General features: G+C 63.4%; 11 protein-coding genes. 6 read left to right on the top strand and 5 right to left on the bottom strand.

Annotated features, from left to right (window positions below; genetic code table 11):
* Positions 1–869 precede the first annotated feature (869 nt).
* Positions 870–1,652: a response regulator transcription factor gene (locus ACEN9K_RS10885; protein ID WP_495634408.1), complete on the top strand. Its 783-nt coding sequence runs from the start codon at positions 870–872 to the stop codon at positions 1,650–1,652.
* 21 nt (positions 1,653–1,673) lie between these two features.
* On the opposite strand, the gene ACEN9K_RS10880 is transcribed toward ACEN9K_RS10885, so the two are convergent.
* Positions 1,674–2,132 (bottom strand): Hpt domain-containing protein, encoded by a 459-nt coding sequence (locus ACEN9K_RS10880; RefSeq protein WP_495634407.1) that lies wholly within the window; start codon positions 2,130–2,132, stop codon positions 1,674–1,676.
* 407 nt (positions 2,133–2,539) lie between these two features.
* On the opposite strand from ACEN9K_RS10880, the gene ACEN9K_RS10875 reads away from it, so the two are divergent.
* The 4 genes from ACEN9K_RS10875 (at position 2,540) to ACEN9K_RS10860 (ending at position 6,569) form a co-directional block, all read left to right on the top strand.
* Complete coding sequence (locus ACEN9K_RS10875) at positions 2,540–2,923, top strand: hypothetical protein (protein WP_495634406.1); 384 nt, start codon at positions 2,540–2,542, stop codon at positions 2,921–2,923.
* Between the two features lie 139 nt (positions 2,924–3,062).
* A complete protein-coding gene (locus tag ACEN9K_RS10870) occupies positions 3,063–4,556 on the top strand; it encodes a S24/S26 family peptidase (protein ID WP_495635700.1) in 1,494 nt (497 codons plus the stop codon).
* 104 nt (positions 4,557–4,660) lie between these two features.
* Entirely contained in the window at positions 4,661–6,007 is a 1,347-nt protein-coding gene (locus ACEN9K_RS10865) for a sensor domain-containing phosphodiesterase (RefSeq protein ID WP_495634405.1), read from the top strand.
* 79 nt (positions 6,008–6,086) lie between these two features.
* Positions 6,087–6,569 (top strand): DUF7793 family protein, encoded by a 483-nt coding sequence (locus ACEN9K_RS10860; protein ID WP_495634404.1) that lies wholly within the window; start codon positions 6,087–6,089, stop codon positions 6,567–6,569.
* Between the two features lie 123 nt (positions 6,570–6,692).
* On the opposite strand, the gene ACEN9K_RS10855 is transcribed toward ACEN9K_RS10860, so the two are convergent.
* Positions 6,693–7,175 carry a hypothetical protein gene (locus ACEN9K_RS10855; RefSeq protein ID WP_495634403.1) on the bottom strand — a complete coding sequence of 161 codons (483 nt, stop codon included), beginning with the start codon at positions 7,173–7,175 and terminating at the stop codon, positions 6,693–6,695.
* A 159-nt stretch (positions 7,176–7,334) separates the two neighbouring features.
* Here ACEN9K_RS10855 and ACEN9K_RS10850 point away from each other — a divergent pair, with 159 nt between their 5' ends.
* Positions 7,335–7,568, top strand: a complete 234-nt coding sequence (locus ACEN9K_RS10850) for a hypothetical protein (protein WP_495634402.1) — start codon at positions 7,335–7,337, stop codon at positions 7,566–7,568.
* A 250-nt stretch (positions 7,569–7,818) separates the two neighbouring features.
* Here ACEN9K_RS10850 and ACEN9K_RS10845 read toward each other — a convergent pair whose 3' ends face one another.
* The 3 genes from ACEN9K_RS10845 to ACEN9K_RS10835 all read right to left on the bottom strand — a co-directional run bounded on the left by ACEN9K_RS10845 (position 7,819) and on the right by ACEN9K_RS10835 (position 12,463).
* Positions 7,819–10,311 (bottom strand): sensor domain-containing protein, encoded by a 2,493-nt coding sequence (locus tag ACEN9K_RS10845; protein WP_495634401.1) that lies wholly within the window; start codon positions 10,309–10,311, stop codon positions 7,819–7,821.
* Positions 10,312–10,462: 151 nt separating this feature from the next.
* Complete coding sequence (locus tag ACEN9K_RS10840) at positions 10,463–11,206, bottom strand: EAL domain-containing protein (protein ID WP_495634400.1); 744 nt, start codon at positions 11,204–11,206, stop codon at positions 10,463–10,465.
* Between the two features lie 897 nt (positions 11,207–12,103).
* Positions 12,104–12,463, bottom strand: a complete 360-nt coding sequence (locus ACEN9K_RS10835; protein WP_495634399.1) for a response regulator transcription factor — start codon at positions 12,461–12,463, stop codon at positions 12,104–12,106.
* Positions 12,464–12,586 lie beyond the last annotated feature (123 nt).

Genomic DNA, 12,586 nt, shown 5'->3' with positions numbered 1-12,586 from the left:
TTCGTGCACCAAAGCCGACGGGCGTACGTCTATTGGTGTCGCGGGAATGGCGGCGGGACTTCGGCTGACGCTCGTGGCGGCATGTGATGCAGATGTATGCCGCCACGAAGCTGCGCCGCGGTATCTGGCGTCGTCGGAGCGTTGCTGGTCGATGATGAGGCCCCCAGAAACTCCATGGGGCGGTCGTGGCAGCCGCGCACAAGGGTTAGCCGCGGCAGCGGCCTCTAGGCTGCGTCAAACGGTCTATTTGCTTTTGGTGAGGCGGGCAGGCAGGCAGGGCCTCTATCTCACTAGATCCCTCTGGCGAGCAGTTCCCGTCGGGGTCTTCCCCTGCATGGCACACGCCGAAGAATAAATCCCCAGGTACAGCAGAGTGCGGCCCTGGTTGCAGAGTGGAATACGACTCAACTGTTTGCGGTGAGGGCAAGGATGACGACCACTACCGCGAGAGTAGCCAAAATGGCCAGTACGACGTAACTGAGCCATTTGGGGCGTTGCCGGTGAGGGTTTATATCGATGTACGGCACGGCGCCTCCCGCTCGCTGGTTGAAATCTCTTCTTCTTTTCGTCGTGACCTCCGCATCAAGATCACGTGGGCTGTGAAAGCAATGACAAATGACACGCCCAGAAAGACCGAGAGGGCGCTGAGGTAACGGATGAAGTCCAAGAAAGGTGCCTTTCGTAGGCTGACCCGCAGATCCTATACCGGCGGGGGCATTTTACAGAGTCAAGTTCTGGATGACGAAGGTTGAATGCTCAAGAATGCATCAAGGTTTCCTCAAATCCGCTGATTTTCTTGTAGCTTAGGGTTTGGGTTTGAATGCTGGCCGGCGCTGGGCGGGTGCGGATTCAATAGAAAACGGGGGGCCATGGGCGACCTGGGTGTGGCTGTCGTTATTGAAGATGACCTGGATGTACGCGGCCTTGTCGAAGGTGTCCTCCTTCAAGCGGGGTTCGCCGTGCATACCGCAGTGAACGGGCGGCAGGGTGTTGACACGGTGCGGGAACGGAATCCCGACGTGGTGACCGTCGATGTGGGTTTGCCCGACATTGATGGGTTCGAGGTTTTACGCAGGATCCGCCTATTCAGCAACGCCTACGTCGTGATGCTCACCGCGAGAACGGGGGAGCCGGACTTGCTGGCCGCCCTTCAGGGCGGGGCGGACGATTACATCACCAAGCCTTTCCGTCCCCGGGAGATGCGGGCGCGTATCGCGGCGATGATGCGCAGACCCAGGAGCGCCGGCGCAGCAGAGGATCAGGCCCCGCAATCGTTACCGCCCGCTCCCTTGGCGGTAACCGGCGGACCGGTCCTGGCTCATAACGGATTGACGTTGAACCCACGGACGCGAACCGCCGCGCTGGCAGGAGTGCCTTTGGAACTAACGAAGAGTGAATTCGATCTGCTGCGCGAACTGCTCCGCGCGTCCGGAAATGTCCTTTCACGTGCTGATCTTGTCCGCGCCGTCAGGGGCGACAACTACCCCAAGGGGGCCTATATCAGCGAGGCCGATGAGCGTGCTGTCGAGGTCCATATCGGGAATCTTCGCCGGAAATTGCGTGACGACCCGGAAGCGCCGCGGTGGCTGCAAACGGTCCGGGGTGCGGGATACCGCCTGGCCGCCCGGCGGCTTCCCGGTCCGTCTGCTTGACCCCTGGGGGCAACAAGCGGGCTATCCGCGGTGCTGGAGATATTGTGCCTGAAGTTCTTCGACCGTGGCCCGGCCGTGAACTGATAGCTCCCGAACGATTCCGCCACTGATGTCGCCGCTGCGGACCCTCGCCTCCAGCGTCTGGGCCAGGAACGCCAGGCGGAGCGCTCCCACCATGGCCGAGGAGACCTTCAGACTGATTACCGCATCTAAGGCGGCGGTGAGATCCTCCTCTTGAACCGATGCAATGAGACGGCGCTCCCGCCGTTCCCACATCACGACGTAGTCCTTGGCGAAATTCGTGGCCAGATCAGGGCGTCCCAGATCCTCTTCAAGTTCCTGCAGCACCAGAGGATCCACCAGCGGTAGGGCCCGCCGGTCACCGACCAGGGCAGTCCCCTCGCCCGGGCAGGAGAGAGTTGTCGCCGTGGGGGGTTGTTCACCGCCCAGCGGTCCCGGTGATCCTGCTGAAATGGCCATGACACGAGACTACGTGCCGCTAAGCCGCAAAGCCCCCGCCCTCGGGGGATCCTGCGCAAACCTTTGGCCCTACCTTGAGCGCGGCCGGCACATGCCACAGGTTCCACTCGCCCGTCCCCATCGCCGGAGACCTGGCAGACCTGCCCTCATTTTTCCCAAGTTTCCTGCGGTTCCTTTGGCCGTTACTGCTGTTTCCTCGATTTCCCGCACCTTCCCAAGGGTTGGGCGAAGTTAATCCAAGGAAAGGATTTTCCTGTTTGTCCTGCTGTTAGCTTCGAATTGTCGATGGAACGCAGGACGGTTTCCCGTTCCGTTCCGTTGGCGGCGGCATCCAGTTGTACCTGGGGGTTGCAACGGCCGCGGAGCCCGCTCAGGGGCTGCCGGGCTTCCTACACGAAAGAGAAATCATGCGCACTTCTGCAAAGATCGTCACTGCCCTCTCCGTCACCGGCCTGGCCCTGGCAGCCGGTTCCGCCTTCACCGGCGCCGGCCTTGTCAACGCTGCCGGGCCGAGCCAGTTCGTCGGCGGCACCGTCACCCAGGAAGTCACGGGCGCCACCCTGACCGGTCTGGAATACGGGTTCACCGATGCCACCAAGACGGCAGTGAACCAGGTCACCCTGACCTTCGCAGAGGGCGTTGCCGGCAAGACCCCGGTACTGTCCCTCACCGGCGGCGGTGCGCCGGCAACCTTCGGCTGCACCGCCATCGACGCCCTGACCAACACCTCGGTCTGCACCACCACTGGATCCCAGAGCGACGTGAGCAACGCTTCCGTCACCGTCAGCTAGTTTCGATGCGTGGGTGGCCGATGTCCGCTGAGGGGCCGGCCACCCGCCGTCTCACTTCGAACGATTCCTGCCAGTTCCCGAGAGGGGTTCCGCTTTGGCTCAGCGTCTGACGCATCGCCTCCGCACGGTCCTCCTCGTCATGGTTGCCGTGGTCGGGGCGGCCGTGGGAGTTGTTTTGGCCACCGGTCAGGCGGGGTTGGTCGTCACCCACGGCGTGAGCATGAACCCCTTGTACTACCAGGGAGATCTGGTCGTTGTGGCCCGGTCCTCCTCCTACGCGGTGGGAGAAATTGCCGCCTACAACCTCCCGGGCCGGGATGAGGTCGCCCTGCACCGTATTATCGGCGGCAACGACGGCGCTTTCGTCTTCAAAGGCGACAACAACCAGTCCGTTGACCCCACCACCCCGGCCGGCAAGGACCTCGTGGGCCGGGCCCTGATTCATATCCCGCAGGGTGGGCTGTGGTTGGAGTCCCTGACCAGTCCCCCGGTCCTGGGGCTGCTGGCATTCGCGCTGCTGGCCGGCGGTGGCGCAGCCACAACACGGCACCGTCGCAAACGAAGGAGAACATCCATGTCCCGCCACATCAGCACCCGGCCCTCCAGCCGTCAGAGCCTGGGGAGCCTGCCGCCATCGCTGCGGATCTCCACCCTGCTTGCCGTGGTCTTCGCGGTCGCCGGGGTGACCGTCGGTGCCATGGCGTGGTCCGGGCCCTTGGACGAAACGGCCAGCACCTCGGTCAAGAGCGGCACGCGGATGAACTTCTCCTACACCGCGGACGTTGGACAAAGCGCAGCCTACGACGGCAGCACGGCGAAGTCACCGGACCCGGTCTTCCGTAAACTCGCCAAGACCGTCGATGTCAGCTTCAGCTATCACGGTGAACCCGGAACGGTGACCGTGACAGCGGACCTGTCCACTCCCGGAGGCTGGCGCTCCACCGTCCCCGTGGCCGGTCCGGTCGCCATTGCCGGGAACGACTATGAAGGCACTGCCCGCTTGGATCTGGCAAGCTTCGACGCCAAAGCCCAGGCAGCCTCTGCGGTCACCGGCCTTCCCGCCGGACCGATTTCCCTCGCCGTGACCCCGACAGTACGGACGGCGCAGGGCGCTGAATTCCGGCCTCAGCTCAAACTCGAGCTCACACCACTCCAAGTCAGCCTCCCCGGCGGCCCGGCCGCCTTATCGGTCACTGATTCGACCACCCGGGAGCACACCGCGATCGTTCCCCGCATGATCGGTGTCAGCGGACTGTCCCTGACCGCGGCCGCGGCCCGTATCGTCTCGGCGGTGTTCATCCTCGCTGCCCTGGCTACCGGAATCATCATCATGATCTTCGCCCGCCGCACCACCCCCGCCGACGAGGCCGCGGCGATTCGCCGACGCTACGCCGCGTTGCTGGTCCGGGTCCACCCGATGCCGGCTCCCCAGGGCAGGCCCGTGATCGACGTCACGACTTTCCCGACGCTGGCCAAGCTGGCCGAACGCTACGGCCTCCTGGTCCTTCACTGGTCCCGCAGCGGGGTGGAGACCTTCGTCGTCCAGGACGAGAACATCACCTACCGTTACCGGGCCGGGGCAGAGCCCGCCGCGGTCGATGCACAGCCGGAACCGGCTGACATCCAGGCATGACCGCGCTCTCCGGCAGGGTTTCGGAACCCGCCGTCCAGGCCCCCGTTCCAGCGCCGCCCCTTGGGGGCACGAAGACTCTACAGCTTCCATGGCGGCGTCACGGATTGCCGGGCAGGGCGGGCCTGCGCGTCTTCATGGGCAGCCGCCTGCTGCTGTGTGTGCTGGCCACGCAGGCAGCCTTCGTCCTGGCCTTCACGACATGGCTGCACGTTCTGGCTCCGCACGCCGAGGAGCCGGCAGTCCTGACCGGTGTGCTCGTTTCCCTCGCTACGGGCCTGGTCCTCGTCGCGGGCTGGGCCGCGGCCCGGGGCATCCGGGCCCACCGTGAGGAACGGACCCGAAACAGCGTGATCTCACGCCTGGTGAGCACGGTGATGGACACCAGCGGGGAATGGTTGTGGGCCTTGGACGATGCCGGGACCTTCTCATTCTCCAGCCGGGCCAGCGCCGATCTGCTCGGCTACGAACCGTCCGAACTGATCGGCCGGCCTTTCAGCCTTGTCATCAACGAGGACCACCTGGCCAGGGCGCGTGAAGCAGTTGCCAAGGCATTAAACGACGCAAAGGGCTGGGCGGGCGTCACCGTCTGCTGCCGGCACCGAAACGGCACCCCGGTCCTGCTGGAGATGTCCGGCAAGTCCTGCGGGTCAGAGGACGGCCCCGGACCGCGTTTCGCAGGCACCAGCCGTCTGCTGCCCTCCCCCGCCCCAGCAACAGCAATGGCACAGCGGGTGCGGGAACGGATCGGGAATACCGTCAAGGACGGGCTGATCCTCACCGCGTTCCAGCCCATCCATGACTTGACCAGCGGCGCCGTGACAGGCGTCGAAGCCCTGGCGAGGTTTCCCAGCGACGACGGTAGGAGCCCGGAACACTGGTTCAGTGAAGCCAGCAGCATCGGGCTCGGCGGCGATCTCGAATTCGCGACCCTGGCCGCGGCCCTGCGCAAGAGCGCCGCGCTGCCCGGCCACCTGTTCATCTCGTTCAACATCGCCCCGGAAACGTGCATCGATCCACGGCTACCGGCGATGCTGCGAAGCTCGGGCCTGCCCCTGGAGCGTGTCGTCCTGGAACTGACCGAGCGGCACGCCGTCACCGATTATGAGCTGCTTCTCGAGTCCCTGTCGCCCCTGCGCCGGGATGGGATGCGGATAGCCGTAGACGACGCCGGATCGGGATTCGCCTCCATGCGCCACATCCTGCGGCTGCGGCCCGACATCATCAAGCTCGACCGGACACTCATCGCACGCATCGACACCGACCACGCGAAGCAGGCACTGGGCACAGGCATGGTCAGTTTCGCCGAACAAACCGGCGCGCAGGTCCTCGCCGAAGGCGTCGAAACAGAGGCCGAACTCCACACCGTCGCACGGATCGGCATGACAACAGCCCAGGGATACCTCCTCGGACGGCCAACAATCCACCCATCCGACTGGGCCAACTGGCATTAGGACCCGTCACCGGTCCAAGCACCAACCGCTGATCGGCCCCGTATATTCCGGTCTCAGAAGGTACTCCCTCGTATAGTCAATGCGGAACCGTCCAGCCTCGCCCCGATCCACGGGCCGGGCGCGATCTTCCATGTCCTCAACCCTGCCCGGTTCCAGAACCCGGCAGGCCCGGCCTATTCCTCAGGGGGAGATGATGAGTCCAGGCCTTCACGACGACTGCCCTGGCAGTGTGGAACTTTGCGGTCGAATTCTTCACGTCCGCTGGGCCCCTGGGATCCTGATCAGCGAATCCCACGCCCGGGCAATGATCATCCGGGCCGGTGAACTCGCCGGCGGACGCGCGCTGCCGGTGCTCGTGGAGATGGGCGGAATCAAAGGCCTCACCCCCGAAGCCGGCGCCCTCTTCGCGACCGAATGGCCACGAAGTAAAACAGCAATCGTCGGAGACTCCCCGGTCGACGAAGTCATCGCCGTCTTCCACACCGAACGGAACAAACCCGAATGCCCGACCAAATTCTTTCGCTCTGTCCCTGAAGCCCTGAAATGGGTCACAAAGCAGTAAGAACCGGCCATGACATACCGTGAATTCCTGTCGCCTGGTTAGCGGCGATCACAGCATGGGACGTTTCGGGCGGACCCGTGGAACGGGGCAGCGTGGCCGGCAACACCTAGTGCAGCGGCTGGTTCACCACCGACCGGCAAGTCGGCGGGCCCGGAGCATCGCGTGGTGCGAAGCCTCAGCCAGGCGGGGCCGACCTGTGGTGCGGTACAGGTCCCGGGCCCACTCAAATTCCGCTGCTGCGTCGCGGTATCTGGCTTCATCGAAGAGGCGCCGGCCGATCTGATGGCGTACCAGGGCCTCACGGGAGTTCGTGCCAGCGAGGCACAATGCTTCCTCGTGGAGTCTCGCGGCTTTATGCCATCTGTACTGTCGCTGATAGGCGTGCGCGAGCACGAGCAATGGCCTGAACTGGTCCCGGGAGTGAGCCAGCAGCAGCCGTCCTTCAGCGATGGCTTCCTGGTCGCGGCCCAGCACGGAAAGAATCCATATCCGTTCGAGTTCAGGGCACCCGTTAAGCCTGTTTTCAATCACGGCGCGGTCAAGGACAACTTCCCGGAGGGTCGCTGGATCCACGCGCCATGCCTCCACTTCGCTCTCCAACGACACAGTTCTCCCATGACACACCCGTGTTTATCCGCCGCGGCCACACGCAGTCCTTGGGCGCTGCCGGGTCCTTTGCGATTTCGGTGCGGCCGATACCATGCTCTCATGGGCATCGACGCCGGGCTTGATTATGGTGCCCTTGTCTGATCGGGGGGAATTGGCATGAGAGATGAAGAGCGTCGCAGGAACTTGAATGGGGATGACGACCCTAACGCCATGCTGCACGCTCTTTTGCTGCGTGTTGACGGCATCATCGATGAGGTACGGCGGACGAGCGATGCGCAGCCTCACTTCACTGTGGAGGCGACGCTGAGAAAAAGTCTGCGGGACGAATTTCCGGACATCACTTTCACGGATGCTGACATTAGTTCCTGGGCTGCAAAATTCTCAAGTTGACGCACGGAATGGTCCCTGAACGGCAGGAATCTAATTCCGCGCCTGCTGCCCGCTTTCGGGAATTTTTTCAGGATAGTAGAATTCCGGAATTGCGGTCTGGAACGTCGCTCCGTTTGGGGCCGTCTTGAAAAAATTGTCTATTCGACATCCAAATTCGACGGTCATATTGTGCTAGCGGGAAGCCCGCTGATCCCCCATCGGCGGGCTTCTCCAGCCGCCTGACTCCGCGGAACTGCCTGCGTTGCGGTCGTCACTGCAACTGTTGCTCCTGCAGAGGTTCCCGGCACCGGGCGTTCAGCCAGCCCGGGACGTGCTCGGACGCGATGGGCTTGCTCCACAGGAAACCTTGGGCACGGTTCACGCCCAGGCGGCGCAGTTCATTTAGTTGGGTGGAGGTTTCGACGCCTTCGGCGACAACATCCAATCTGAGGCTTTTTGCCATGCCCAGCACGAGCTCGATGACCGTTCCGGCCCGCGGGTCTTCCCCGAGTTCCTTGATGAAGGAGCGGTCAATCTTCAACGTCGTCGCGGTGAGCCACTTCAGATAGCTGAGGGAGGAATAGCCTGTGCCGAAGTCATCGATGGAGAGGCAAACACCCAGGCGGGCAAGTCGCTGCAGGGTTTCCCTGGGCAGATCCGGTTCGTCCATGAGGACTGTCTCGGTGATTTCCAGATGCACGGCTTCAGCGTCAATGCCAGACTCCCGGATGGCGGCTTCGACAATGTCCGGGAAGTCCTTCGCAACCAGCTGGCGCCCGGAGATATTAACGGCCATCGTGAGGTTCGCTGCGCCGCTTGTCTGCTGACGCCAGACCTGCCCTTGTCGCAGTGCTTCCTTCAGGAGCCAGGTGCCGATCGGAATGATAAGGCCTGTCTCCTCGGCGATGGGGATGAACACCTCAGGGGATATGAGGCCGTGGTCCGGGTGTTCCCACCGCAGGAGAGCCTCGAAACCCAGCGGGGCCTCCGAATCCAGGTCCATGATCGGCTGATAATCCAGGCGCAGTTCCCCCCTATCCAGGGCCAACCGCAGGTCCGATTCCAGGTCCAAGCGTCCGCTGGCCCGTCGAGTCATACGGGAGTGATACATCACCGAGGCGTCCCCACCAGCAGATTTCGCCCGGTACATGGCAGTGTCCGCCCCGCCCAACATGGACTGGGCCGTGTCTTCCGGCCCGGCAAGGGCAATGCCGACACTGACGTTCAGGAAGATCTGCCGCTCCTCGATCTCGAAGGGAGACCTGACGCAGTCACGGATCCGCGCGGCCAGCACCTGAGCGGCACGCATGCCCATGTTCTCGCAAACAATGATGAACTCGTCGCCTCCGAAGCGGCCCACGGTGTCACCGGCCCGAACCGCCTTCTTCAAGCGTTCAGCGACGAGCATCAGTATCCTGTCTCCGCCACTGTGACCAATACCGTCGTTGACCAGCTTGAACCGGTCAATGTCGACAAACATGACGGCCGGCCGGCAGCCCCGGTCAAGGAAACCCTGCAGCACCTCTGTGATCCAGTACCTGTTCGGCAGACCTGTCAGGGCGTCATGCCGGGCCTGCCATTCCAGGATCTGCTCAGCGTCCTTGCGCTCGGTAATGTCCAGCACCGTGTCCAGGAACTGAAGGGGTTTCCCGTCCGGGCCATCGACGCTGCGGATCCTTGAATGCAGCCACCGCTGCCCGCCATTAGGCCGCAGGAGCCGGTATTCAACATCCGCGAATCCAGCTCCTGTTCGCAGGCTCTGCCACACCCCCCGCACCAGGTCACGGTCCTCCGGATGGGTCCGCTCCAGCATCCACTCCCACGACAATGACTCCCCCGGGCCGAGGCCCACGACCCGGGCTAGCTCCTGTGAGTGCCATATCGTACCCAGATCGGCGGAGTACTCGAGGCTTCCCACGTGCGCCATCTCCTGTGCCGCCAACAACCGACGCCGCTCCGCGTCAGCCTCTGTGCGCAGCCGCTTGATTTCGGTGATGTCCCTGGCGATCCCGGAAGCTCCGGTCAGGGTCCCATCCTGCCCATAGACCGGGGAAACGGTCAGTTCAACATCAATGAAGGACCCGTCCTTACGCCGCCATCGCGCTTCCAGACCGGTGACGAACGCCCCGCTGCGGATCCGTTCGGCGACACGTTCGCCCACATCCTCCGGTGCCCGGGTCGTGAAAAGCCCGGGGTTTTGGCCCACGGCTTCCCCCGCGCTCCAGCCAAGCATCCTGACAGCGCCAGCGTTCCAGCTGCTGATCCTCCCATCCATGTCAGCGCTGATGATCGCATCCCCTGAGGACTCAACCATCGCCGAGAGCCGCCGCAGGATCGCCTCCTGGTGCTTCCGGTCGGTAATGTCCTTTGAGATGGCCACAATGTCTACCGGTACCGTGTGCCGGCCCCTGATCGGGCTGATCGTCCCATGGACCGGGAACTCCCTCCCGGCCCGGTCCTGCACCCAGAACTCCCCCGACCAGTCCTTGTCTCTCGCTATACGCTCGGCGATCTCCTCGCCCGTGGGCCCCGGCGCAAGGGTCTTGAAATTACCCACGATCCCGAGCTCAAGAGGCGTCAGTCCCAACACCTCAGAGGCGGCATAACCGTACAAGCGCTCAGAGGCACGGTTCCAGTAGGTCACCCGCCAACTGCTGTCCATCCCGATCACGGACTGCCCGATCTCATCGAGCAGCAGCGACTGCGTCAGCAGGTGATCCTGGTGCTCCTCCGTCATCTGCGCCCCCGGCCTGTCTTCGGTCATGTCTGCATGACCACTGCCTCAGTTGCTGAAGTATATGTCGACCCGGGATCCGCCGGCCCGGGCACTGCGTCAGTTTGCCGATCCCAGGGTCTACGGGCACTGTCCCCGATCCCTGGCTCCCCAAGGAGGATGACGCCTTGCTGCGCAGCTGTTATGGCTCAACCGTCGCCCCAGAGGTCGGTTGGATCACCCAGGGCGACCAATCCAGCGGATGCACCGAAGGCCGGCCCAGCAGATAGCCCTGGCCCGCAGTAACGCCAGCGGCGATCACCGCCGCCAGCTCGGCCTCGGTCTCGATGCCCTCGGCCGCCAAGAGAGCGCCTACCTCCCGGGCCAGGCCTATCACGGCCGGCTCATCCGTCTCCGGCCCCCCAAGAACCCCGTCGATAAACGTGCGGTCGAGTTTGATGATGTCGGGCAGAAGGCTGAGAACCCGTTCGGCAGGAGTGTACCCAGCTCCAGAACCATCGACCGCTACCCGCAATCCACGTCCTCTAAGGGGTTCCAGGGACAGGATGACCCTGTCCCACTGTTTATCGTCTGTCTGGCCCCGAAGCTCGATGACGATCCTGTCCATCGACAACCCCGACTCCTCCAGCAGGCTCAGGACACGGCTTTCCGTCAACGTCACAGGGGTCAGGTTGAACGCGACAAAAAGATGCGAAGGGACTACCCGCGCCGCGGAGACAGCGCGCTGCAGAGCCGCTAACTCCAACTCGATCCCAAGGCCTACGGACTCGGCCTCCCGGAACCAGATGTCCGCGTCGGCCCCGTCGCTGCTGACAAAACGCGTCAGGGCTTCGACCCCGAGGACCCGCCTCTCCGGTAACTCATGGATCGGCTGGAACGCCGTCAACAACAGCCTGCCGCCCAGAACCGACTCGATTCGCTGCATTACTTCCGGATCCTGGGGGCCATCATCAACCGGACAACCCTCAGAGGCGCCCCCGTAACCCCGAGGAACAGGCCACTGCCCCGCCCCGTGCTTTCGTGTCCCGATGAGGTGCTCAAGAAACGCACGCTCGGGCTCACCCGGATACGACGCCACAAGCTTCCGCAACTGCGACCTGGCCCACTGCCCCGCAGGATCAGAGTCAGACAGGACATCATCAATCAGCTCCATCACCTGGGAGCGCAAGGAAACACCCTCCGCCGCAAGCGGCGGCAAAACAGGTCCCCCCGGACCCGGTATCGACCCTGCGCCGGTGACCGCTGGAAGAGGGAACTCATCCCTGGACATCGGCTATTCCTTTGTTGGCTGAAGGCAACGGCTGAGCCCGGTACCTGGGCCTAAACCACACACCTACGCACACCAGAAGGTGAGGCATCGGCCTGAACAAAGAATACAACCGCCAAGAACCAAATGTCCCTGCCGAAAGGGCTTCCTTTCAGCGCCGTTCTCCAGGGCAGGGTCATAATGCGCAGGGGGATGAATAACTGCTCATTGCGTCGATGCACCAATCCCGGCTCAGCTTGGCTGTGACAGGGAGGCGCGGCCCTCCTCGCGGCTATCGCGAGCCTGCATTTGTGCTGAAGGGCAAGGCGAGGATCGACGCACACGGTGGACGGACATGTCGACCGACAGTTCCATCATGAGTGATATGACAGATTGGTTCAGGACCGCTGTGACGGCTTGAATCAGGACCACCCGCGCGCTGTCGTTGAGCCGTGTCGCTGCCGCAGTTGGAGCTGCGATCGGTTGCGGAAGGTCGCCCGAGGCTTCCATGCCCTGCGGCAGATGCTGGATTGGCGTTGTTCTTTGGGTCACAGCATTCGTTTCCCCTGCGGCACGTTAGCACTGTCCCGTCGCGGGGCGCGCGGGGACCAGTTTTTCCACCCGCTGTCGCAGTTCGAGCGGGCTGAATGGCTTCGCCATGAGCTCGGTGACACCAGCGGCAAGCGGCTTGTCGGCGACGTCGTTGTGGCCGGTGAGCATGAGGGCGGGTGCTTGGCTGAATTCACGGATGCGGCGGACGGCTTCAAGGCCGTTGAAGTCCGGCAACCCGAAGTCGACAACAAAAACTTCCGGTCGGTGTTGGCGGACTGCCTCGACACCGGCGGCGGCCGTGGAGGCTTCGTGGACCTGTAAGCCGGCCCCGGACAGAATGCCAATAATGAGAGCACGGACATCGTCGTCGTCCTCGATGATCACCACTGAGATTGGCACAAACTCCCCCTTTATCCCCTCCACCGTTCCGGCGGGTCCAGCACCGCAGCCATATCAGCCCCACGGAAGCAGCTACGGTGCAGGTGCGCGTCAGCCTACCACCCGGCG

The organism is Pseudarthrobacter sp. Pseusp20 (assembly GCF_059492155.1).
This window is presented reverse-complemented; position numbering and strand designations above follow the sequence as displayed.